Origin of the sequence: Hymenobacter koreensis (assembly GCF_039541855.1) — a bacterium.
In the GTDB taxonomy this organism is placed as follows: Bacteria; Bacteroidota; Bacteroidia; order Cytophagales; family Hymenobacteraceae; genus Solirubrum; species Solirubrum koreensis.
Map to the genome: position 1 here is coordinate 108,424 of NZ_BAABHA010000007.1, position 24,130 is coordinate 132,553.

The window sequence follows — 24,130 nt, forward strand, 5'->3', positions numbered from 1 at the left end:
GGCCTTTCGCTTATCTTTAAGCTGCCCTAGTCATGCTTATGACCGAACTCTTACACGCCGCGGTTTCTCCGCCCAATTTACTTGCCACGGGCCTGCTGGTTTTTGTGGTCCTGTACTGGCTGACGGTCATTGTGGGCGTGCTCGATTTTAAGACCCTGGACCTCCACCTCGATGCCGACCACGACGTGCACCACGCTCACGCCGGCGTGGAATGGCTGAACAGCGCCTTAGCCTTTTTTAACCTGGGCCGCGTGCCGCTGATGGTGTTTCTGGGCTTCGTGGCCCTGCCGCTCTGGGTGGGGAGTATTCTGCTGAATTACTACACGCACAACGCCTCGTTTGTCCTGGGGCTGTTGTTCTTCGCGCCGCTGCTGCTGGGTAGCCTGTTCGTTTCGAAAGTGCTGACCACGCCTTTCGTGAAGCTGTTTGCTACGCTGGAAAAAGACCAGGCAGGCAGCGTAAACCCCGTGGGCAAGGTGGGCACCCTCACGTTACCGGCCACCCGCGAGCAGCTCGGTCAAGCCGCGGTAAATGCCGATGGCGCTTCGCTGCTCCTGAACGTGCGCTCGGCCTCTTCCGACCTGCGCAAGGGCGACACGGCCCTGGTTATCGACTACGACGAACCGCGTCGCTGCTACTTGATTGAGCCGTACGACGCGCGCTAACCTTAACCTCATTCACTACCACTATGGCAACACAAGTTTTTCCAGCAAAAGTCAGCTGGTGGTTATTCGGTCCTATTCTAGCCATTATAACTGTTAGCGCCGGCTTTAACCTGTATTACGGCGCACCCGTTGGCGCGCTGGTGTCGTTGGGGGCCGCCGCTTTCATGGCTTACATAGTACTGGGCACGCGCTACACCCTAACCGATGGCGTGCTGAACATTGCCTCGGGGCCGTTTAGCTGGCGGGTCCCCGTTGACAGCATTAGCCGGGTGCAACCCACCAACAACCCGCTCAGCTCCCCCGCGCCTTCCCTCGACCGGCTGGCCATCAACTACAATAAGTACGACACAATTATGGTGTCGCCCCGCGACAAAGCTGCTTTTGTAGCGGCCCTGCAACAACTCAACCCCACCATTCAACTTTCTTAATATGCTAACGCCTCTGCACACTCTCTGGATATGGCTGGTGGAATTAAGCGCCCAACCGCTGCCCCACGGCTACTTCGATTCGCTGCTGCAAGCGGTGGAAAGCTTCATCAGCGCCATGCTCGCGGGTATGTTCGCCTGATTCGCCTAATACCTGAACTCTCTTTCCTTCCTGCTTACTGATTGCACTCTTACTTTTTACTTCCATGATTGAACAATTATCCCTGGCAGTGCTAGCCATACTGGGCGTGTTCCTGCTCGGCATCATTGCCATTATTGCCCGCATGTACCAAAAGGCCGCGCAAGGCGAGGCCATGCTCCGCACCGGCATGGGCGACACCAAGGTGTCGTTTACGGGCATCTTCGTAGTGCCCATTCTCCACCGCATGGAGGTTATGGACATCAAGCTAAAAACCATCATCATTGCCCGCAGCGGCAAGGAAGGTTTGGTGTGCAAAGACAACCTACGGGCCGACGTGAAGGTGAACTTCTTTGTGCGCGTGAACAAAACGCAGGAAGATGTGATGAACGTGGCCCAGAGCATTGGCGCCCACCGCGCCTCCGACCCCGCCGCCTTGGAAAACCTCTTCGACGCCAAGTTCTCCGAAGCCCTCAAAACCGTGGGCAAGCACTTCGATTTCATTGAGCTCTACAACTCCCGCGAGCAGTTCAAGCAGGAAATTCTGCGCATCATCGGCACCGACCTCAACGGCTACGTGCTCGACGACTGCGCCATTGATTACCTGGAGCAAACCCCGCTGAACGCGCTCAACCACGACAACATTCTGGACGCCGAGGGCATCAAGAAAATCATTGCCCTGACCTCAGAGCAAAAGATTCAGGCCAACAACATTGAGCGCGAAACCCAGAAAACCATCAAGAAGCAGGACGTAGAGGCGCAGGAAACCATTCTGCAGCTGGAAAAGCAGCTGACCGAAAACCAGGAAAAGCAGCGCCGCGAAATTGCCAGCATCCGCGCCCGCGAGTCGGCCGAAATTGCCAAGGTGCAGCAGGAAGAAACGTTGAAATCGGAGCGCGCACGCCTCACCACCGAAGAAGAAGTGCGCGTGGCCGAGCAAAACCGCGACCGGCAGGTGCTGGTGGCCGAGCGCAACAAGCAGCGCACCGACGCCATTGAAACCGAGCGCGTAGCTCAGGCTCAGGCGCTGGAAGCCAACGAGCGGGAACGTATTGTGGCCCTGGCCCAGATTGAGAAAGAAAAAGCCCTTGAAGAGGAGCGTAAGAACATTCAGGCCATCATCCGGGAGCGAATCACGGTGGAAAAAGCCACGGTGCAGGAAGAAGAAAAGATCAAGGACACCCGCGCCCAGGCCGAAGCGGAACGCTCCAAGTTGGTGGCCGTGACCAAGGCCAAGCAGGAAACCGACGCCTTAGCCATCAGCTACGTAGGCACCGCCGATATGGAGAAGCAAGGCGCCGAGCTGCGCGCCAAGCAGGCCTTAATCGACGCCGAAGCCGAAAAAGCGTCCGCCGAGTTCAAGGCCCAAGCCATTCGTACCCTGGCCGAAGCCGAAGCCTCGAAGGCGTCTGCCGTAGGCTTAGCCGAAGCGCAGGTGATGCAGGCCAAGGCCGTAGCGCGGCAGAAAGAAGGTGAAAGCGAAGCCAACGTGCTCCAGCTTACCGCCGCCGCTGAAGCCCAGGCCATTCAAACCAAAGGCGCCGCGCAAGCCGAAGCCGATGAGAAGCTGGGCATTGTAGCCGCTAAGGTGAGCCGCGAAAAGTCCATGGTGGAAGTGGAAGTAATCGACGCCATGGCTGATGCCCAGCAGAAGAAAGGCTTGGCCGAGGTGCGCGTAAACGAGGAGATGTTCGCGGCCGAAGCCAAAGGCATCGAAGCCAAAGCCGACGCGATGAAGAAGCTCGACGGCGTGGGCAAGGACCACGAAGAATTCAAGCTGCGCCTGGCCAAGGACCAAGCTGTGGAGCTGGCCGAAATCAGCATCCAAAAGGACATTGCCGCGGCCCAGTCGGGCGTCATTGCCGAAGCCCTGAAAGCCGCCAAAATCGACATCGTGGGCGGCGAGACCATGTTCTTCGACCAGATTATCGGCTCCATCACCAAGGGCAAGAGCATCGACCGCGCCGTGGGCAACTCGCAGGTGCTCACGACGGTGAAGGACACGTTTTTCCCGCTCGATGGCAACGGCGGCGACTTCAAGACCAATCTCACGCAGTTTGTGAACCAGTTCGGAATGAAGTCGGAGGACGTGCGCAACCTGAGCATTTCGGCCCTGTTGCTGCAGATGATGAACAAGGCCGGCGACGATGCCACGCGGAACACGATTACCCAGCTGGCCGGCACCGCCAAGATGCTGGGCATTTCGGACAAGGTAGTTAGTACGCTGAATTGACCCCACCCCCCGGCCCCCTCCCCTCCGGGAGAGGGGGAGCCAGACGCCAGCAACGATTCCCTTTACTGCTTCACAACTTTTCAACGTAACCACGCGGAACCGGCTCCCCCTCTCCCGGAGGGGAGGGGGCCGGGGGGTGGGGTCCCATGAGCGACGAACCAGAAAACCCCTCGCCTTTTCCGTACGGCATGTACACGACGGATGCCCAGCGCTGGAACAAGGCGCTGAAAGCATACGCCCGCACCAACCGGAAGAATCCCACACCGGCTGAAAGCCATCTGTGGCAAGAACTGCGCGCCCACAAGCTGGGCGTACAGTTCCGCCGGCAGCACGCCATCAAGCAGTTCATCGTGGATTTCGTGTGCCTCGCCGCTTGGTTGATAATCGAAGTCGACGGCAGCGTGCACGGCGACGCCAGCCAGGCCGAGTACGACGGCGGCCGCAGCCACGAATTGCAGGAGTGCGGCTTTCTGGTACTGCGTTTCACCAACGAGGAGGTGCTTTACCAAATGCCTAAAGTGCTACACAGCATCCACGAGCACCTACTACTGCTCCACCCTGCTTACCGGAAGTAGCACTAACCAATTACCACAAATTTAAATCCGCGCCCCCCGGCCCCCTCTCCCAGAGGAGAGGGGGCCGGGGGGCGGGGTCCCGCTATGCAACTCGAAACCGGCACCTACGAAATCCTGCGCAACCGCCTCAGCAAAGGCGGCTCCGAGCTGCGCGTGCGCCTCGACAAGCTCAACACCGCCCGCAAGCAGGTCTTCGGCGCCCTCGACTGGCAGCTGCTCGGCACCGGCCGCCTCACCACCGAGCACAACTGCGTGCCCATGGACATGGTGGCGCTGGGCGACAAATTCCTCTTCGGCTACAACGTGCTGCTGGGCCTCAAAACCGAGGTGGACTTGCAGGACGTGTTCGGAGTGTACCAGTACCAGCGGCCGGAGTTTCGGCCCGTGGGGCTGGCGCTGATTCAGGACAAGACCTTCCTGGAGGAGCTGCGCAACCTGTACAAGTTCTACAAGCAGACGCGCTTCGTCAAGTTTGCCCAGCGCGGCCCGCACCTGTTCATGGTCTTCCGGGTGGGCAAGACGGCCAGCGACGTCAAGACCTTTAAGTGGCTGGTGCAGGGCGAGACCTTGACTTACCTCGACAACCGCTCTGACCACGAGTACACCTTCCCGCCCCAGCACGAGTTTCAGTGGAAGCGCGCCACCCGCGACATGCACCGCGCCGGCAAGCACCCGCACGTGAGCATCGAGGATAAGGTGTTCGTGGAGACGGTGGGCGGCGATTTGACCATCAAAGTCGAGGACAACACCAAGACCGGGCAGGGCATCTACGCCGAACCCGTCGACAACAAGGACCAGACCCTGGACGACGCCGAGATTCACTACGCGGTGGTCGGCCAGCTGGTGCTGCTCAAAATCAAGCCCTACCAGGAAACCAGCTTCCGCTACTTCCTCTACAACACCAAGCTGCGCCAGGCCCAGCGCCTCGACGCGCTGGCCGACGCCTGCGTGCTGCTGCCCGACGGCCACGGCCTCATCTTCCCGCACGGCTATTACCTGCAGACCGGCGACGGCAAGCAGTTCGAAAACGTGCCCGCGGAACTGGTCTTCGAGAAGCGCGTGGCCTCGCCCAACGGCGAGGATTTCCTGTACGTGTTCTTCCAGAAGGACAACGGCCTGTACCTGCTGCTGAGCTACAACCTCATCAGCCAGAAAGTGGCCGCGCCCATCGTCTGCCACGGTTACGCCTTGTTCGAAAACGGCGAGCTGTGCTACTTCCGCGCCGACGACGAGCCCAAAAAGCACCACGCGGTGCAAATCTGGCAGACGCCCTACACCGCCCCCGACTTCCAGCTGCCCACCGTGCAAGACGGCTACCTCGGCAAGCTCGGCAACAAGGAAATCGTGCGGGCCATGGCCGAAGCCCAGGAAGTGCTGACGCTCATCGGCAAGGACGACTCCTACACCGGCCTCTACCTCGACCTGATTCGGCGCACGACCACCCTCTCCGATTCCTACCATTGGCTGGCCGAGCCCGGCGCCGAAAAGCTGGCCGAACCCCTGCACGACATCCGCCAGGCCGCCACTTCGGCCGTGGAGGAGTTCGACAAGGTGCAGCGCATCCGCCGCAACACCCAGGAGCAAACCCAGCAGGTGCTCACCCGCGCCGCCGACCTGCGCGACCTCATCAAGCGCACCGCCGACGCCACCGAAGTTCAGCAGTACGTGCAGCAGCTGGCCGACCTGCGCCAGGTGCGCGGCGAAGTCATTTCGCTCAAAGAGCTGCGCTACGTCGATGCGGCCGCCGTCGAGAAAGCCGCCGCGGAGCTGCAGGGCCTGAGCCAGGAAGTGGCCCAGCGCACCGTCGATTTCCTGCTGCGCGACGACGCCCTGGCGCCCTACGCCCAGCGCGTGGCGGCCCTCGGCGCGGGCATCGAGCAGCTGCCGACCGTGACCGAGGCCAACCGCCTCGAACAGGACCTCAACGCCGTGGCCGCCGAGCTGGAACTGCTCATCGAAGTGGTCGGCAACCTGCCCATCGCCGACCCGACGCAGACCACGCGCATCATCGACAATATCTCGGGCATCTACGCCGGCTTCAACCAGCTGCGCGCCGCCCTCAAGCGCCGCCGCCAGGCCCTGGCCGGCACCGAGGCCCAGGCCGAATTCGCCGCCCAGCTCAAGCTGCTCGAACAGGCCCTGGTCAACTACCTCGACCTCTCCGACACGCCCGCCAAGTGCGACGAGTACCTCTCCCGCCTCATGGTGCAGCTGGAGGAGCTGGAAGGCAAATTCCCCGAGTTCGACCAGTTCCTGAGCCAGCTCGCCACCCGCCGCGAAGAAGCTTACGAAGCCTTCGAAGCCCGCAAGCAAAGCCTGGTAGCCGCCCGCAACCAGCGCGCCGCCGCCCTGCTCTCCTCGGCGGAGCGCATGCTGAAGGCGGTGCACAACCGCGTGACCAAACTCACGTCGGTGGCCGACATCAACGGCTACTTCGCCGCCGACGTGATGGTGGAGAAAGTGCGCCGCACCGTCGACGAGCTGCTGGCCCTGGGCGACGCCGTGAAGGCCGACGACCTCCAGTCGCGCCTGAAAACCGTGCGCGAAGACGCCGTGCGCCAGCTCAAGGACCGCGCCGACCTCTTCGTGGACGGCGGCCAGGGCGTGCGTTTCGGCCCGCACACGTTCACCGTGAACACCCAGCCCCTGGAGCTGACCCTGGTGCTGCGCGAAGGTCAGCTGCACTACCACCTCACCGGCACTAATTTCTACCGCGCCGTGGATAGCGACGCCGTGCAGCAGGCCCGCCCGGTGTGGGAGCAAACCCTGCCCTCGGAAAACCACGACGTGTACCGCGCCGAGTACCTGGCCTACCAGTTGCTCAGCGCCGCCCAACACCCCCAGCCCGCCGCCGAAGGCGCCCCCGCCACCCTCGCCGTAGCCGAGCTCGAACGCCTCAGCCCCGCCGAGCTGCTCCACTACGTGCAGCAGCACATGGCCCCGCGCTACGCCGAGGGCTACCTCAAAGGCGTGCACGACCACGACGCCGCCCAAATCCTGGCCGCCCTGGTGCGCCTCACCCGCACCGCCGGCCTGCTGCGCTACCCCGCCGAAACCCGCAGCGCCGCCAGCCTCTACTGGCACCGATTTGCCCCGGCGGACCAAAAAGCCCACTGGCAACACCAGATCCAAGGCCTGGCCCTGCTCCTGCAAGTCTTTCCCGACGCCCAGGAAACCGGCAAGCTCGCCGCCGAGCTACAAACGGCTATTGACGCTTTCGCGGCTGAAACTGGCTTGTTCACACCGGAAGACATAGCCGAGTCGGGTGAATACCTGCTGCATGAATTAATTGAGCAAGCATCGCACGAACACCAACACCCAAAAACCACCAACCACAAACCAGCCTTCACCATTTCCGCCGAAGCCGCCGAGCTCTACGAAGCCTTCCTGAAGCACCTGAAGGAACGCCGCGCCACGGAAGCGTTCGAGGCTTCGGTGAAGCACCTTGAGCAGCAGCCCGCCGCGCAGTTTCGGCTGGTGCGGCAGTGGCTGACAGCCTTCACCGTGCACCCCACCCCCGTCCCCTCCCCCGTAGGGAGGGGTGCCGAGGTAAACAACGGCTCCCTAAAAAACAAAAATGAAATAAAGAACAACCCGCCAGAACGCACCCCTCCCTACGGGGGAGGGGCCGGGGGTGGGGTCCCAGAGGCCGCCACCCTGCTCCTCACCCGCACCTACGCCCCTGAGAAAGTCATCCGCACCCCAATAACCGAGCTACTAAAAGACCTCCGCGGCACCCACGCCCGCATCGCCGACGACCACAGCTACGCCCTAAACTTTCCCGCCTTCCGCCGCCGCCTGCACCACTACGCCCAGCACACGCTGCTGCAGTTCGAGAAGTTCGCCGAGCTGAAAAAGCAGCTCCTGCAAGAAGCCGCCGACGACATGCGCCTGGCCGACTTCCGCCCCCGCGTGCTCAGCTCCTTCGTGCGCAACCAGCTCATCGACAAAGTCTACCTCCCCCTCATCGGCGCCAACCTGGCCAAGCAGATCGGCACGGCCGGCGAGGGCAAGCGCACCGACCTCATGGGCCTGCTGCTGCTCATCTCCCCGCCCGGCTACGGCAAAACCACCCTGCTGGAGTACGTGGCCAACCGCCTCGGCCTCATCTTCATAAAAATCAACGGCCCGGCCATCGGCCACGCCGTGACCAGCGTGGACCCGGGGCAGGCACCGAATGCCGGGGCGCGGCAGGAGCTGGAGAAGCTGAACTTGGCCTTCGAGATGGGCGACAACGTGATGATTTACGTCGACGACATCCAGCACTGCCACCCGGAGTTTCTGCAGAAGTTTATCTCGCTCTGCGACGCCCAGCGCAAGATCGAGGGTGTATACCAGGGCCGCGCCCGCACCTACGACTTCCGCGGCCGCAAGGTGTGCGTGGTGATGGCCGGCAACCCCTACACCGAAACGGGCGACGTGTTCAAGCTGCCCGACATGCTCGCCAACCGCGCCGACATCTACAACCTCGGCGACGTGCTAACAGCAGGCTCCGAAGACGCCTTCCGCCTCTCCTACCTCGAAAACGCCCTCACCAGCAACGCCGCCCTGGCCCGCCTGGCCGGGCAGGCCCCGCAGGATTTGCCGGTTCTCATTCGCCTCGCCGAAACCGGCCAGGCCGAGGGCCTCTCCTTCGAAGGCAACCACGCCCCCGAGGAGCTCAACGAGTACGTGGCCCTGCTCCAGAAGCTGCTGCGCCTGCGCGACGTGGTGGCCCGCGTCAACGCCGCCTACATCGCCTCCGCCGCCCAGGCCGACGCCTACCGCACCGAGCCGCCCTTCAAGCTCCAGGGCTCCTACCGCAACATGAACAAGCTGGCCGAAAAAGTGCGCCCGGTGATGAACGAGCAGGAAATCGAGCAGCTGCTGGCCGCCCACTACGAAAGCGAAGCCCAAACCCTGACCAGCGCCACCGAAGCCAACCTGCTCAAGCTCCGCGAGCTGCTCGGCTGGCTCACCCCTGAGCAAGCCCAGCGCTGGCAGCAAATCCGCCAGACCTACCAGGACAACCTGCGCAACTCCCAAGCCGGCCAGGTGCTCCAGGTGCTCACGAAGCTGGAAGCTATTGCGGGAGGGTTGAGTGGGATTCGGGAAGCTTTAAAACCTGGAGCCTAACTGGTCATCATGGATTCTGGACCACCGTTTCTTCTTTTTATCTGCGTAGGCATCTTGATAGCGGTGCTGGCGGCGTACAATTGGCGCTACAACACAAGAATCAAAAAGGAAAGAATCCGCGTCCAGGGTGAAATTGTAGAGCTAGAAATGGCTCTTAAGTTGGCCTACTGCTATCCTATAGTTCGGTTTCAAACCCGCAAGGGCCAAATGCTCACACTTACCTACTCGGAACGAGTCCACAGGTTGGCTGTCGAGAAAGGCCAAAAGGTCGAGATTAGCTATTTGGCAGATGCCCCTGAACAGTTTATGATCATTTCTGAATCAATCTTTTTCATAACATCCCCTACCCCCTCCCGCCCTTACAGGTTTGCCAAAGGCCAGGAGCCCCGCCGTATTCAGCGTAACAAATCCTAAAATACTCCTCAACTGGCGCGAGCTTGTAGCTTGTGACCAGCAATAATGGGAGGCTGCGCCTCCCAGAACCAGAACGACTCCCTACATTCATGAACAAACGGTCGGTACCGGCTTGCCGCTGGCCCCCCATCTGGCGCGAGCTGGCAGCTCGTGACCAGCCATGGCGGTAGGCGGTGCCTTCCTTCGTTTGAACGGCCCACGCTACCGGAACTTACCCAAGCGTCGCGGCTCCCGTTTCCATCCGGCCCATGCCGCTTGCTGCGCGGGGCTGCTTTTCAATAGAATTCCTGGTTGTAGCCGTGTTTCCCGGAAAAGCCCAGCCGCAGCTTCTGGCAATTAGTGCCTCCTGCCCAGGCCCTAGTTCACCCGAATCCAGCGCAGCCGGAAAGTGGAGGCGCTGTTGCGGGCATTGCGCACGTAGAAGCGGATGTTGTAGTTGTTGAGGTGCTCGTAGCTGTAGGAGATGTACTCGCCGCCGCCGCCGCCGGTCTGGTCTACCACAATCATCAGCGTGGGCTGGTAGCCCAGTCTATGTTGCCAGTCGAAGGAGCCGGTGGCGCCGGCGGGGATGTTCAGCAGGTCCGAGTTGTGGGTGTCCTGGCGCACCGAGCCGTTGACGTGCAGACGGGTCTGGGGCGCGTCGGTGCCAATGCCCACGTTGCCGTTGTTGTCGATGCGCAGGCCTTCGTTGCCGCCGTCGTTGCTGAGCCAGCTGCCGTTGAGGCGCAGGTTTCGGGTGGCGGTGTGGTTGCCCAGGTTGTCGCTGGGCAGCGTTACCGAGCCGCCGCCGGTCAGGCTCAGGGTGGTGCCCGCCAGGCTGAGCTGCTGGGTGAGGGCGGAAGTGGTTTGCAGGGTGCCGTCGGGGAAGCGCACGCCGCCCTGGCTGCTGTAGATGGTGCCCGCCACCTGCAGTTTTTCCAGGGGCTGAGCGGTGCCTATGCCCACGTTGCCTACGTAGGCGCTGGGCGGCACGGGCACGCAACTGAGCGTGGCCGCGAAGCCCGCGCGCTCGGCGCTGGCGTCGCTGGTAAAGCGCAGTGTTAGGGCGCCGAGCACGTTGGTGGCCGTGTAAGTTTGGCCGAGACCCGCCCCGCCGGTGAGCCGGGCCAGTAGCGGGGTGCTGGAGTCGGTGCCGTCGTAGATTTCGAGGAAGTCGTAATTCTCTTCCGTCTGAAACAGGGTAAAGCTCAGGCTGACGCGGCTGGTCGCGTCCGGGGGGCGCAGCGTGAGCGTGCTGATCTGGTTGGGGGCGTAGCCGTTGTTCGGGCCGCCGTGGTCGTACACGGTGCCGGCGCACCCGGTGTTGGTGCCGCTGCCGGTGCCAACCGGCATCAGGATGTTTTGGGCCCGGAGCGCGGCGGGCTGGCCCAGCAGGAACAGCCATAGCAGGAGATACAAGTTTCTCATAGCTTGGAGGTAAAAATTTAGTCGGCCAAAAATAAGACCTCTCGTTAAAAACGCCGCCGTGGCCGCTTCTATTGATCTGCATCCCGGTATGTGAGGCCCACGCCGGGCGGACAATGGGCCCGCCCGGGCGTTCGGCGGGTCGCGCACCGAAAACCACTGCGCGGGGCAGCGGCCGGGCGCGGGGCTTCTTTGTGACCCAATCATGAAGACGGGGAACCGCGACGTTCTTGTGTACTGCGTTAGAACCGAGTGATAAACCAAGCGGGAGCCCTGCCCGGCGGCTACGGCCTGTACTTCCCCAACGGTGCTGCATGAGGCTCCACGCCGTGGCTACTGGCGGCAGATCGTACGTGCGCAAAAGCGGCACCTTGACAAGTGCGGCAACCGCTGCCGTATTTCAATGCGGGGCAAACGTGTAATTTCGCAGCCTGCCACGTACTCATTTGAATCAATAAAACGCCCCGTACCGCCCATGCTGACCCAAGCCATCCAACACGCCCTCAACAAGCAAATTGCCATGGAAGCCAGCTCCTCCCAAGCCTACCTGGCCATGGCCTCCTGGGCGGAAGTGCAGCCGGGTCTCGACGGCGTGACCAACTTCTTCTACCAGCAGAGCGACGAAGAGCGCGTGCACATGCTCAAGCTCATTCGCTACGTGAACGAGCGCGGCGGCTTTGCCCTGGTGCCGGCCCTGCCGCAGCCCGTGGTTACGTTTCAGTCGCTTAAGCGCGTGTTCGAAGACTTCCTCAAGCACGAGATGGGCGTTTCGGAAAGCATCAACGAGCTGGTGGGCCTTACCCTGCAGGAGCGCGATTTTGCCACCCACAACTTCCTGCAGTGGTACGTCTCGGAGCAGCTGGAGGAAGAGGCCCTGGCCCGTATGCTCAACGACAAACTCGAACTCGTGGGCGACGACAAAGGCGGTATCTACCTCTTCGACAAAGACATCATGCTGTTCCGCAGCCAGTCGGCCCCCGGCTCGAAAAACGCCTAGCACTTGCCCCACTACGCGCCGTCTTCTTATCGGTCCCGCTCGGCTCCCTGGTTTCGGTAGTCACAGCCGCTACCCCACTTCGAAAAAAACGCCCCGCAACGAAAGCTGCGGGGCGTTTTTTATTGCTTAAGAGCCTGTCTGGATTTCATGAAAATCTTCTTTAGAACGTCATGCTGACCTTTAAAATCCTGAACACGCTTTAAACACACCGCGCCTGGTGGCTTAATCAGTTTGTTACTTCTGTCGGGCGGCCCAGGTGTCCATTGTTTTCTCGGCTATGGCCAGCGGCATGGCGGCGTTGGCCAGCAGCTCGTCGTGGAAGGCGCTGAGCTTGAACTTTGGGCCGAGCTGCTTTTGGTACTTGTTGCGCATGCCCAGGATATGCATTTGGCCGATTTTGTAGGAAAGCGCCTGCCCCGGCAAGGCCATGTACCGCTCGATTTCGGCGGTGGCGGCCTGCTCGTCGATGGAGCGGTTTTCGCGCATGTACTGAATGGCCTGCTCGCGCGTCATGCCCTTGTGGTGCATACCCACATCTACCACTAGCCGGATGGCGCGGTGCATTTCGGTGTTCAGGGCACCCATGCGCTGGTAGGGGTCGGTGTACACGCCCAGCTCCTTGCCCAGGCTTTCCACGTACAGGGCCCACCCTTCGCTAAAGGCGCTGTAGCCGTTGAAGCGGCGGAACTTGGGCAGGGCCGAGTTTTCCTGCTGCAAGGAAATCTGGTAGTGGTGGCCGGGAATGGCTTCGTGCAGGAACAGCGCGTCCATGCCGCGGGTCACGTTGTACTTGGTGGCATCCACGATGGGCACGTAGAAGATGCCGGGACGGGAGCCGTCGGGCAGGCCGCGCACGTACTGCGCCGCCGACGTAGCCGCGCGGAAGGCCTCGGTCTGGCGCACCTCAAAGTTGGTTTTGGGTACGCGGCCAAACATCTTCTTCAGGTTCGGGTCGATTTTAGCCTGGATGCCGCGGTACACACTGAGCACCTCCTCCGGGGTTTTGAAGGGCATGAACCTGGGGTCGGTGTTCAGGTAGGTGAAGAAGGCCTGCAGGTCTCCCTTGAAGCCCACTTCGGTTTTGATTTTCTCCATCTCGCCCCGAATGCGCTTCACCTCGTCGAGGCCGGTCTGGTAAACCTGGTCGGGGGTGCGGTCGGTGGTGGTCCAGAACTTCACGGCGTAGCGGTACATATCTGCGCCGCCGGGCACGGCCGATAGGCCGGTGGTGGTACGCGCTTTGGGCAGGTACTCGTTTTTGAGGAAGTCGTGCAGCTTTTGGTAGGTAGGCACCACTTGCTGACTGATGGCTTGCTGATAGGCCGCAGTGAGGCGCTGCTGATCAGCTGCCGAAACCGCAGCCGGGAATTTGGTTACGGGCCCGTAAAAGATGCTCTTGCTGGCATCGGGCGTTACCAGGGCCTGCAGCTGGGGCAGCATTTTCTCCACCAGCGGGCGGGGCAGCACCACGCCGGCGCGCATGCCGCGGCGCATGTTGCTGATGGCCGAATCGGCCCACACGGGGTAGGCGCGCACCCGCCCCAGCCAGTTGTCGTAGTCCTGGGCGGTTTTGAAGGGCTGGTTACCCGTACCAGCGCCCAGCTGCGCCAGCGCAATGGGCAGGCCGTTGAACTGATTGAAGGGCATCATCCAGTTCGGCTGCTTCAGCACCTCGAGGCGCTGTCGCATTTCGTAGCGGAAAATATCGTAGCTCACCTGGTCGTTAGCGGAGAGCTTGGCGCGGTCGAACTTCTGCAGCGCGTCGAGGTACTGCTGAAAGAACTTGCGCCGTTCTTCGCGGTAGGCCTGGGTGTTGTCGTTGGGCAGCTGGTCGTTGTAGCGGTTGTCGCCCTGCCCGGTAGCTTCAAGCGGATGCAGCTTGGCCCGCTCGTCCCAATACTTCTCGAACATGGCGGCCAGCTGGGGCGAATCGGCAGCGGTGGGCGCGGCGCGGTGGCTCATTAAAGGGCCGGCCAGCAATGTCCCAACCAGGGCAGCGGAGAGCAGGAAATGTTTCACGGTTACGGGAAAGGGTTCAGGGTAAATGTAACAAAGCCCGCTGGCAAGCAAAAGCGCCCCGCGGCAGGACCCGCGGGGCGCTTTTGCTTGCCAAGTCGTGCCTGGTAGTGGCTCGGCATCACGACATGTGCTGCCCGCCGTTAATGGCCAGATTTGACCCCGTGATAAACCCGCTTTGGTCGGAAATCAGGTACGCCACCGCATCGGCAATTTCGGCCGGGCCGCCCAGGCGCCCCACCGGAATCTGAGCAATGATTTTCTCCCGAATGTTCTCGGGCACAGCCATGACCATTTCCGTTTCGATGTAGCCCGGCGAAATGGTGTTAACCGTTACGCCGTACCGGGCCACCTCCAGCGCCAGCGACTTGGTGAAGCCGTGCATGCCGGCCTTGGCCGTGGAGTAGTTCGTTTGCCCGTACTGGCCCTTCTGCGCGTTAATCGACGAGATATTGATGATGCGCCCGAAGCGTCGTTCCACCATGCCCTGAATCACGTGCCGCGTGCAGTTGAACACGCTGTTCAAGTTCGTATTGAGCACCTCGTCCCAGTCGGCCTTGCTCATCTTCACAAACGACGTGTCGCGGGTGATGCCGGCGTTGTTGATCAGCACCTCAATCGGCCCGATGGTGCGCTCCACTTCCTGCACCATTCGCCCCACCGAGTCGAAGTCGCCTACATCGCCTTTGGCCAGCTCAATGTGCAGGCCGGTTTTGTCCAGCTCGGCCTGCAGCTGCGCGGCCTTTTCTTCGTTTCGAAAGTTGCCCACCACGCGGTAACCGGCCTCGCTCAGCTTGCGGCACAAAGCCGTGCCAATGCCGCCGGTGCTGCCAGTAATCAATACAACGCGCTTGTTTTCGGGGGTAGGGTTATCGGAGTTCGTGCTCATGGTTCGATGTTGTTTTCAGGTAGGAGTGGTAGCGCCGATGGCATACGTCAGCCTGGATTTGGGCCACCGCGCCGTCGGCACTTCAACCCCAAAAGAACGAAGCCCGGCGCAATTACCAGCACCTGCCCAAAACCAAACGGCTACACTCTCCATTATGCCAACCCAATGGCGAAGCGGATGAATAGGAACCAGATGCTGATTCCCTCCACAACTGACGACCGAACGTGGGAGCGTGCAGGCGCCAAGTATAGCTGTGAACCAACGTTGGCTGACTTCTCGGTAAACGCTACTCTGGCCCGTTGTGCCAGGCGCAGTTGATGCATGCTACCAGGCGACATTTTTCCTCGCGCCACCCCGCGCACACGAACAGCGGCCACCCAACCTGCCGCCGCTCCAAGCCACCCTTCGGCAAGCCAGCCCCGCACAAAGCAAAACGCTCCTTCGGCCGTTTGCCGAAGGAGCGTTTTAAGGGGAGCCGACCGCCACGCATGGTACCACACCTGAGACCATACGAGTTGCCGCATAATGGCGGCCGGCTACAGACTCTTTAACGCCGGGCTTGCTCCTAAAGTGGCGCCATAACTACGGCTTTTCAGCTGCGTTTTACCCCCTTTTTGCTCTGCGGCTTTTCTCCAATATCACCCAACTAGTCGCGGCCGCCGCGAGAAGTACGGTACCCCTTTTGTCGCGCCCATAAACATCCGGCCCCGCCCTTTCCAATGGAAAGAGCGGGGCCGGTATCGGTAGCACGTAAGCGGTACTAGAAGTTGCGGTTAAACCAGGCTTTCAGGTCGTCCATCGACTCGCCGGTTTTCTGCTGCAGCCGGCCAAACCACTCGTCCTGCTTGCCCTCCTGGTAGTCCAGGTCATCGTCGGTGAGGTGGCCCCACTGCTGCTTGGCTTTGCCTTTGACTTCGTTCCAGCCGCCGCGGGCACGCAGCTCGGTGCGGTCGTTCAGGTTATTGTTATTCAGGTCCATGGTCGTGGGAAAAAGGTGAGAGTATAGTTGAGTGAACGGCATACTGCCCCCCAAGGTTGAGCCACCCGGCCCGCCCTTGATTCACCGCCTGAGCATGCGCTATTTTTACGTTTGCCGGCCGCTGACCCTGTGCCCAAATGCATCCGCATGCAGCTGCCCGACCGCGCGCCCAAACACCTCCCTTCCCCACTGCATGAAGAACTCATACCTGCCCCTGCTCCTCGTCTTGTTAGGAGCCTCGCCCCTTGCCCGTGCCCAATCCCCGCTCGCCTTCACGCCCATGCCTGCCGTACCCGATGGCGGCCGCTACGGCATGGGCTACTGCCAAGACCCTAACGCCCTGTACATGATTGGCGGCGGCAGCACGGTTGCCCCCTACACTTCTGAGGTCTACCGCTTCGACTTAGCCACCGGCAGCTGGGGCAGCGGCCCGTTAAGCACCGGCCAGGTAACGCCGCACCGCTTCGGCACGGCTGTTATTATACCTCCGTACACCAGCAACAACCTTATTTACGTGCTGAACGCGGCTACCAACGCCGGCCCGCTGGCTACGCTGCCGGTTCTGCAGACTTCGAACGGACAGGCCTCTACCGCCCTTGCCAATGCCACGCCCTCTTCCACCGCCGCCCTGGCCGTGTGGAACGGCTTGCTGTATGCCTACGGTGGGCAGCTGGCCAACGGTACCTACACGAACCAGCTTCGCTCCTACAACCCCGCAACCAACGTCTGGACTACCCTGGCCCCCATGCCCGAGGCCAAAAACACCTTTGGCGCCGCCGTAAACGGCAAGCTTTACGCCATTGGGGGCTACAATGGCGTGGTAAACTCCGACAAGGTGCACGTTTATGACATTGCCACCAACCAGTGGCAGCTCCAGGCCACCTTGCCCACAACTCTTTCCAACCAAGCCGTGGCCGTGCAGGGCGAGTGGATCTGGCTCGTCGGCGACTTCAACAACCTTAACTACCTAGCCGCCTACAACACCCGCACCGCTCAGTTGCGCACCTTCACCTCAAACATTCCCGGCCGCCGCAACGCTGCCGCTGCCATTCACAACAACCAGCTCTACGTGTGGGGCGGTAACACTGCCTCCGCCGGCAGCGCCACCCTTTCCGATATGTGGCGTGCAAACGTGAGCAACGTGTTGGCTACCTCCTCTGCCCGCGCCTCGGCACCGCTGCTCTCGGCCCATCCTAACCCCAGCACCACCGGTGACTTCACATTGGTTTTGCCCGCTAACAGCCGCACACTCGAAGTTCACGACGCTATGGGCCGGCAGGTACACACTTCCTTCCTAGCTGCAACGGCCAAAGAGTACCAGCTTCGTCTTAGTCATTTACCTGCCGGTGTGTATTCTGTTCGAGTGCGTACCAGCCAAGGCCTGAGCGCACCCTGCCAGCTGTTGCGTCGCTAGCCTAATTTCGATACCTACGGCGGTACTCAGGTCGGTGTACGGAACGCATTGTCGTTCGACCCCACCCCCGGCCCCTCCCCCGTAGGGAGGGGTGCGTTCTGGCGGAATCGTTGCTGATGGCTGGCACCCCTCCCTACGGGGAGGGGCCGGGGGTGGGGTCCACACGTACACCAACCGGAGAACTGCTCTAGTTCCAACTCTATACCGCCGTGCCCCATGAAGCTTGCCAGAACAATGCAGAGACGCATAACTGCGTCTCGTAGTTGAACAGCAAGTGGCGCGAACGACCAAACGCCAATACGCGGCTCTGCCCGCTAAATCCACCGTATCTACCATCGCAGCCACCACCATATTATCAGAAACGACAAGGCCCCGAACCCATGGTTCGGGGCCTTGTCGTTTGCGTGTACTGGCGCCGGCTGAGCGCCAGGAAGCAGCAGTGCCCGGTCGCCTATTGGTCGGCTACGCGGGGAAAATCGAAGGTACCGTTGCGCACGGTTACGGTAGTGGCAGTGAGGGGCCCCGAGCCCACACGCTTGCGCAGCGTGCCCGAGAACGTGCCTTTGATGCGCCCGCCTACGGCATCGTACTGGGTGATGACGAAGTCCAGCGTGGCGCCGGTATTGGTTTCGTAGTAAATGGCTGAGGTAGGACCGTTTATACCCATACCCAGGCTACTCGTCAGTCCGCCCGGACCCGATTGGAAAGTACCCACGCCGGTACCCGGAATTTGCAGCGCGGCGGTGTTGTAGAACGTCTGCGTGGAGCGGCCCATAACCACCGCGGTGCTGCCGCTGCTGCGGTAGGCTTTAGGACGGTCGTAGTAATGCGGGGCGTCTCGCAACTCAATCAGTTCGTTGGTGCGGCCGTCGCCGTCGAGGGTGAAACTCATCAGCAGGGTTCCACCGGCATTGCCGCTGCACACGCGCATGTCACCTAAATCGGAGGTGGTAGCACTGGTGGGGAGCTGCGCTGCTTGGCGAGTAGTGCCACCGTTGGTCAGGAAAGCTTCTACCTGGGTAGCCACCCCGGCAGGCCCGATCAAGGAGAAGCGCCCATCGCTGCCCACTATGGCTACCGAAAGCATTGCGCCCGCACCGTTTACCAGGCGCACCACGCCTGTTACGGGCTGGGCGTTGCAATCTACCAGGCGGCCTTTTACTGCGGGCAGGCAAGCGGTGATTTGGCCCAGCTCGTGCACGGTACCACGGGTTAGGGCGGGCGCAGCGGCTATCTGCTGGCCGGCGCCGGCATTGGGCGGCCACGAAGTAGATACCGTTGTAGCACTGCCCGAGGGGACAGCCGTGCCAAAATAGCCCTGGTCATCGGTTAGCGCCTCGGTTTGGCCCACGCGCAGGGTAAGACCGACTTGTGGCGTGCCGGCGCAGTCAACGAGGCGGCCGCGGATGAAGGCTTGGTCGGCCGACATGTCGAGGTTCCAGGCCGAAAAGTGGCTTACGTTGCCCACGTATTCGGTGCCGGTGCGGGTGGCACTGCCTTCTTCTTTCCAAAGGCCCGCGCTGGTATCAAAATGCCACAGCGGAATGCGGGCTTCGGTGGCTCCGGCGGCCGGGAAACGTAGTTCGGCAGTGTTGCCAGGGGCAATTTGCAGCGGCTCTCCGTGGGCTTCCAGCTCCACGCGCACGGCACCGTAGGTTATCAGCGTTTGGGGGTTATTGGTGGCATTTAAGGCGGCTAGGTCGCCGCCGGGCATCAGGCGCGGCAGCTGCGGATCGGTGGGACTGATGTAACGCACGTAGGCCTGAGCGGAGCCGGTGTAGCGAATGCCGTTTAGCACGAGGCCGTTGGCCGGGAGCGTAATGCGTACGCCGCCGGGCACGTTCAGCGTGGCCCCCGCGCCCGCTACAAACGTCAAGGGGGTGCCTAATGCCGCGAGCGTTACCTGCATCCGTGGGGCGCCCTGCTGCGGCCGCAACCCCACTACCGAATCAAAGAACCCGGTTTTGGTTACGCGTACCACGCAGCGGCCTTCGGTTATGGGGGCGTCAGAAAAACTGAACGTACCGGTAGCCGAGCTGGTCGTCGTTTGGGTGCCGGCCTGCACCTGAGCACCGGCTACGGGCCGTTGGTTTTCGTCCAGCACCACACCACTTAAAGCGGTGGAGGTGGGAAATTCAGGCTTGGGTTGTACGCTGGGCTTGTCGCCACAGGCAGTCAGTGCCATTAAGGAGCTCAGCAACACAATCAGCAGGTAGTACCTGCGCAGCACGGCAGTAATCATCACGTCAACCAAAAAATAGGATGTGCGCCTTTGCGCCAGGCTGCTTACTACAGACCTCCCAAAGACGCAGCAAAACTATTTCAGGGCCCAGCGGCCTTCAATAGCACAATCATGTGAAGGCACCTGCCGGAACCCCTTGGCAAGCTCACAAGCCTAGCCCATTTGGGTGAGTAGCCGCCGTTCTAGTACGGCACCTCCTGCTTTTGACAGGGTCATAAGCCTGAAAACGACGCGAGATGAATGCAACAAAAAAGGGCACCCCAACGGGTGCCCTTTTGCTGGGTGGCTTTGCAATGAATGGCTGCTTTAGCCCTCCAAAACCGTAGCGGCGTAGTGGTCGTCAATGGCGCGGTCCATAGCTTGCTGAAAAGCCGCGAGCAGCTTGCTGCGCTCGGTGTCGGGCATGTTCTGCAGCACCTTCTCGATGGTTACGCGGTACACGTGCGACATGAAGTCGGCGCCGTAGGTGGACAGGAAGCCGTCGTGAATTTTATCGAACGAGAGTTTCTCGGCAGAGGAAATGGAAAGCGAAAGGGCCAGCCACGCTTTGGCGTTGTTGGCCAGGCTGAGCTGGAGGTCTTGATCCATGAGAGTAGAACGCCGAAAGGCGGGAAATAACAGTGGCGCTTACTGAATTCGGCGGTACGGGCGAAACACAAAAGGCACGAAAGGCGGCACCGATTTACCAATGCCGCCGTGCGCAGTATAGAAGGCCGCAATGGCAGCTTCCAGGCCCGTACGGTCGGTTAGGGGCAGGGCCGCAAACACGTCCTGTTGGTTAAGCGGGGCTTCGGTGGAGCTCAGGCGGCAGACGTCGATGCCCAGCGGGTGTTCGATGAACAGCAGGCTGCCGTCGTTGGCCATGTGGTCGTGCTGGTAGCACCAGGCCTCGCTAAAAGCGGGGCGGCTGCCAATACGCTCCGATTGTGTGGGGGCGAAGCCAAGGCTGCGCAGGTAAGAATCCGTCATGCGAATAGGGAAAAAAGATCAGGAAGAAACAATGACTTCGGCGGGCCAGCTGACTTGCCGCAGCAGCACCCGGAACTCGGCTTCGGAGGCCACGTGGCCCTGGAAGCGGTACAGAATCTGGCCGTCTACGGCTTCGAGCAGGGCCAGCTCGGCATCGTGGTAAACCACGAGGGTTTCCTGCCCACATTCGCTGGGCCGGCTGTAGCGCGTTTGCTTGGGAGGAGCACTGTACTTAACGAAACCAAACGCCTGCAAAAGCTCGGCGGTGGGCTGATAATTAGGCAACGACATGAACGTGGCGCGGGAATGGGGCGCCAAGCCAAGGCACCATGTGTGGTAAGCTCCTATTCGCAGCAAGCTTGCGCTGCAACAGTCACCAGTGTCGCTACCACTACTGCCGGTATGTACTGAAGGGGTACCGGGGCCGTTAAGTTCAATTGCTGCCGGGTAGGTAGGGCTCCGTTCGGGCAGGGTTGTTCACAAGGTACGCAAAGCAGAGCCGAGACGCCGTTAGGACGGAAAATATATCCGAAACGTGGTGCCCTCGCCCACCACGCTATCGACCTCCAAATACCCGCCGGCCTGGTTCACCAAGCGGTTCACCAGGTACAAACCCATGCCCGAGCCCACCACCTCGGGGTGAAACCGCCGAAACAGCTGGAACAACTCCTGACCGTGGCGCTGCAGGTCAATGCCGCGGCCGTTGTCGCGCACGCTGAGCACGGGCGTGCCCTCCACCAAGGTCGTGCGTACCTCCACGCGCGGCCGGCGGCTGGGGTGCGCGTACTTCACCGCATTCGAGAGCAAGTTGTAGAGCACACTGTGCAGGCCCGGGCGGGAAAGCCGCAGGGTGGGCACTGCCGCGAAATCCAGGATAAAATCGGCAGAAGGTTCGTAGAGCGGCTGCTCCAGGCCCCGGATAATTTCCTCGGTAAACGGGAGAAGCTCAATGGCTTCTACGGGCACCTGCTCCAGTTGCCGCTGCAATTGCACCACTTCCGTCAGCTCCTCAATCGTGCTCAACATTTGCCGCAGGGAATTGTCGAACATGTTCACCATGCCGGCGGCTTCGGGGTCGTTAAAGGTAGCCGTGCGTTTCAGCTCTTCAAACAAGCCCAGCATGTTGCTGGCAGGCTGTTTGAGGTCGTGCGAGGCGGTGTACACGAAATTATCGAGCTCGGCATTGATGCGGATCAGCTGCTCGTTCTTGCTGGTGAGCTGCTCGTTGGCGCGGCCCAGTTGCTCGCGCTGGTCTTCGGCTTCGGCCTTGGCGCGCAGCAGCTCCTGCTCGTAAAGGCGCCGCTCGGTTATGTCAAACAAAGTAATGCGCACCACCAGCGGCTGGGCGTGCGCATCGTACAGCATGGTAGCATTCATTAGTACGGGCAGCGTGCCGCCGCTTTGGAGGCGCAGCTGGTAGCTAAGCTCGCGCACTTGGCCCTGCAGCATCAGCAGCGGCACGCAGTGAATTTCGTAATGCAGGCGCCCGCCAATGGTAAGCAAATCCTGAAAGCAGCGGCGCGCCACCAACTCTTCGCGGGCGTAGCCCAGCCAGCCGAGCAGAGTTTGGTTAATTTTAACCAGGGTACCGTCGGGCAGGCAGGAGCAATAGCCGCAGGGTGCGTACTCGTAGAGGTCCTCCGGATTTTCTTCGGTCAGGCGCAGGTCCAGAGGCGGAAACTGCTCCTCGGCGGTGCTCATACGGGGGCGTGGGCCCCGAGCCCGATAAATTCGTCAATAGCCGCAATGGTGGCCTGCGGAGCACTTAGGTGCGGACAATGGCCTGAGGTTTCAATGACCACCAACTCGCTGTTGGGCAGGTGCTGGTGCAAGTACTTTCCCACGGCCATCGGGGCCAGCATATCCTGCGCGCATTGCAAGATAAGCGCCGGGGTATGCAGCCGGGGCAAATCGGCGCGATTATCCGAGAGAAAAGTGACGCGGGCGAAGTGCCGGGCAATGGCGGGGTTGGTGCGGCAAAAGCTGGTATTGAGTTCGGCCGCCAGTTCGGGGCGGTCGGGGTGGCCCATAATAACGGGGGTGATGGCGCCGGCCCAGCCCAGGTAGTTGCTGTCCATGGCCTGCAGCAGCTCGTCAATGTCGGCCCGTTCGAAACCACCGGTGTAGCCCACGTCGTTCAGGTAGCGCGGCGAGGGAGCCACCAGCACCAGTTTCGCAATGCGCTTCGGATCCTGAATGGCGGCCAGCAACCCAATCATGGAGCTTACGGAGTGGCCCACCAGGATGGCATTGTGCAGATCGAGGGCCCGCATTACGGCCAGCACATCGTGGGCATGGGCCGTTAGGGAGTTGTATTGCGTGGGGTCGTAGGCGCGGTGGTCCGACTGCCCGGCGCCTACCAAATCCAGCAGCACCACCCGGTAGTTGGCCTCGAAAGCCGGTGCTACCAGCCGCCACATGTGCTGGTCGCAGCCGAAACCGTGCACGAACACGATGGCCTGATTGCCCACTCCGGTAACGGTAACGTTATTGCGCTTAAGTACATCCATAACGCTTAATCGGCTCCGAACCAGCGAGCCAACAACGAACTTCGTTTAGTGAAACTCCCCAGGTGTGTTTAAGTATACTCCGCACCCGCTGGCGTGGTTGCTGCGGGCATGCCACAAACGGCAGCGTGGAGCAAAATTGCAATGATTTGTTGCCTTATGCCATGCCCATTGAACGAGTTAAACAGGCTATTTAAACCGACTGGCAGAACGCGTATTAGTCCAAGCTCCGCCATAAGCACATAACCCGGCGTGTAGAGCTACGCACGATAAAATCAGGATTTGCTCCTGGTACTTGACTGGTTCTGCAGGTGGAATCAAAGAGCTTCCCTTCCTGCCTGACCTTGTCCAAGCCCGTGGGGCAGTACACTGCGGCCGCTCACTCAAACCGCTTGCTCGGCTACGGGTTGCGTTTTTTTTGCCGCCGACTTTTCATCGGACGCATATACCAGTACGTGGGCCGGCGGCAGGTTCAGCAGCACGTACTGGTGGTTTTGCTGGCGGAAAAACCGCTCAAATAGCCGCTCGTTGCGCAACGAATACTGGAACAGAATCAGCCGACCGGCGGCGCCCAGCAGCTCCCGGGTATGTTCCAGAATGCGCCAGCCCAAGCGCCGCGGCAACGATGAAAACGGTAGCCCACACACCACATAATCGACCGGCCCTAAGCCCAACTTCCGCAGGTAATCAGCGGTTTTATCGGCCGAACCGTGGATGACGTGCACGTTTGGGTGGTTGGCGTAGCGGGCCTTCAGGAGATTAGCAAAGCGGCGGTTTACCTCCACGAGCACCAACTCGGTTTCGGGGCGGCGGCGCTGCATAAGCACATCGGTGAAAACGCCGGTGCCGGGGCCGTACTCCACAATGCACTGGGCCGTGGCAAAATCAATGGGGGCCATTACGGCGTCGGTTAGCTCGCGGGAGCTGGGCACCAGGGAGCCAACGGTGGCCGGATTTCGGAGGAACTCTTCGAGAAAGGATGACATACAGAAACAGCACTTTGCGGAATAGTGGGGTTGGGCATCAAACCACCAGTTGGCCCCTTGTACGGCCAGTTGGCAAGCAGGATGGCGCATTCTTACTTTTCCGCACCTAGCAGTTGCAGCAAGTTGTTACGGCATTCCGCTGGCTCTTACAGCACGATTGA

The 24,130-nt window shown here is 61.0% G+C and carries 19 protein-coding genes; 8 read left to right on the forward strand and 11 right to left on the reverse strand.

What is annotated here, in order from left to right; translation table 11 throughout:
- Positions 1-38 precede the first annotated feature (38 nt).
- The 6 genes from ABD903_RS12130 (at position 39) to ABD903_RS12155 (ending at position 9,152) form a co-directional block, all read left to right on the forward strand.
- Positions 39-665 (forward strand): hypothetical protein, encoded by a 627-nt coding sequence (locus ABD903_RS12130; RefSeq protein ID WP_345224556.1) that lies wholly within the window; start codon positions 39-41, stop codon positions 663-665.
- 23 nt (positions 666-688) lie between these two features.
- On the forward strand, positions 689-1,093 hold the full coding sequence (locus ABD903_RS12135) for a PH domain-containing protein (protein WP_345224558.1): 405 nt from the start codon (positions 689-691) through the stop codon (positions 1,091-1,093).
- A gap of 1 nt (position 1,094) precedes the next feature.
- Positions 1,095-1,232 (forward strand): hypothetical protein, encoded by a 138-nt coding sequence (locus ABD903_RS12140; RefSeq protein ID WP_345224560.1) that lies wholly within the window; start codon positions 1,095-1,097, stop codon positions 1,230-1,232.
- Between the two features lie 64 nt (positions 1,233-1,296).
- A complete protein-coding gene (locus ABD903_RS12145) occupies positions 1,297-3,462 on the forward strand; it encodes a flotillin family protein (RefSeq protein ID WP_345224562.1) in 2,166 nt (721 codons plus the stop codon).
- A 146-nt stretch (positions 3,463-3,608) separates the two neighbouring features.
- Complete coding sequence (locus ABD903_RS12150; RefSeq protein WP_345224565.1) at positions 3,609-4,037, forward strand: endonuclease domain-containing protein; 429 nt, start codon at positions 3,609-3,611, stop codon at positions 4,035-4,037.
- 84 nt (positions 4,038-4,121) lie between these two features.
- Entirely contained in the window at positions 4,122-9,152 is a 5,031-nt protein-coding gene (locus tag ABD903_RS12155) for a DNA repair ATPase (protein ID WP_345224567.1), read from the forward strand.
- 771 nt (positions 9,153-9,923) lie between these two features.
- Here ABD903_RS12155 and ABD903_RS12160 read toward each other — a convergent pair.
- On the reverse strand, positions 9,924-10,973 hold the full coding sequence (locus ABD903_RS12160) for a CUB domain-containing protein (RefSeq protein WP_345224569.1): 1,050 nt from the start codon (positions 10,971-10,973) through the stop codon (positions 9,924-9,926).
- Positions 10,974-11,445: 472 nt separating this feature from the next.
- Here ABD903_RS12160 and ABD903_RS12165 point away from each other — a divergent pair, with 472 nt between their 5' ends.
- Positions 11,446-11,967, forward strand: coding sequence for a ferritin (locus ABD903_RS12165; protein WP_345224571.1), 522 nt, complete (start codon positions 11,446-11,448; stop codon positions 11,965-11,967).
- A 234-nt stretch (positions 11,968-12,201) separates the two neighbouring features.
- On the opposite strand, the gene ABD903_RS12170 is transcribed toward ABD903_RS12165, so the two are convergent.
- From ABD903_RS12170 to ABD903_RS12180, 3 genes are all read right to left on the reverse strand, one after another.
- Complete coding sequence (locus ABD903_RS12170) at positions 12,202-13,986, reverse strand: DUF885 domain-containing protein (RefSeq protein WP_345224572.1); 1,785 nt, start codon at positions 13,984-13,986, stop codon at positions 12,202-12,204.
- 118 nt (positions 13,987-14,104) lie between these two features.
- On the reverse strand, positions 14,105-14,872 hold the full coding sequence (gene phbB, locus ABD903_RS12175; RefSeq protein WP_345224574.1) for an acetoacetyl-CoA reductase: 768 nt from the start codon (positions 14,870-14,872) through the stop codon (positions 14,105-14,107).
- Between the two features lie 760 nt (positions 14,873-15,632).
- On the reverse strand, positions 15,633-15,851 hold the full coding sequence (locus tag ABD903_RS12180) for a CsbD family protein (protein WP_345224576.1): 219 nt from the start codon (positions 15,849-15,851) through the stop codon (positions 15,633-15,635).
- Between the two features lie 193 nt (positions 15,852-16,044).
- On the opposite strand from ABD903_RS12180, the gene ABD903_RS12185 reads away from it, so the two are divergent.
- Positions 16,045-17,265 carry a Kelch repeat-containing protein gene (locus ABD903_RS12185; RefSeq protein WP_345224580.1) on the forward strand — a complete coding sequence of 407 codons (1,221 nt, stop codon included), beginning with the start codon at positions 16,045-16,047 and terminating at the stop codon, positions 17,263-17,265.
- Between the two features lie 451 nt (positions 17,266-17,716).
- Here the strand turns inward: ABD903_RS12185 and ABD903_RS12190 are convergent, their stop codons facing one another.
- The 7 genes from ABD903_RS12190 to ABD903_RS12220 all read right to left on the reverse strand — a co-directional run bounded on the left by ABD903_RS12190 (position 17,717) and on the right by ABD903_RS12220 (position 23,969).
- Positions 17,717-19,507 carry a carboxypeptidase-like regulatory domain-containing protein gene (locus ABD903_RS12190; RefSeq protein ID WP_345224675.1) on the reverse strand — a complete coding sequence of 597 codons (1,791 nt, stop codon included), beginning with the start codon at positions 19,505-19,507 and terminating at the stop codon, positions 17,717-17,719.
- Between the two features lie 306 nt (positions 19,508-19,813).
- The gene (locus ABD903_RS12195; protein ID WP_345224582.1) at positions 19,814-20,095 is read right to left on the reverse strand and encodes a hypothetical protein; all 282 of its coding nucleotides are present in this window, start codon (positions 20,093-20,095) and stop codon (positions 19,814-19,816) included.
- Between the two features lie 39 nt (positions 20,096-20,134).
- Positions 20,135-20,476 (reverse strand): hypothetical protein, encoded by a 342-nt coding sequence (locus ABD903_RS12200; RefSeq protein WP_345224584.1) that lies wholly within the window; start codon positions 20,474-20,476, stop codon positions 20,135-20,137.
- An 18-nt stretch (positions 20,477-20,494) separates the two neighbouring features.
- A complete protein-coding gene (locus ABD903_RS12205) occupies positions 20,495-20,767 on the reverse strand; it encodes a hypothetical protein (protein WP_345224586.1) in 273 nt (90 codons plus the stop codon).
- Positions 20,768-20,986: 219 nt separating this feature from the next.
- Entirely contained in the window at positions 20,987-22,177 is a 1,191-nt protein-coding gene (locus tag ABD903_RS12210) for a PAS domain-containing sensor histidine kinase (RefSeq protein WP_345224588.1), read from the reverse strand.
- On the reverse strand, positions 22,174-22,986 hold the full coding sequence (locus tag ABD903_RS12215; RefSeq protein ID WP_345224590.1) for an alpha/beta fold hydrolase: 813 nt from the start codon (positions 22,984-22,986) through the stop codon (positions 22,174-22,176). Before ABD903_RS12215 ends, ABD903_RS12210 begins: the two co-directional genes overlap by 4 nt.
- A gap of 380 nt (positions 22,987-23,366) precedes the next feature.
- Positions 23,367-23,969 carry a class I SAM-dependent methyltransferase gene (locus tag ABD903_RS12220; protein WP_345224592.1) on the reverse strand — a complete coding sequence of 201 codons (603 nt, stop codon included), beginning with the start codon at positions 23,967-23,969 and terminating at the stop codon, positions 23,367-23,369.
- Positions 23,970-24,130: the final 161 nt, after the last annotated feature.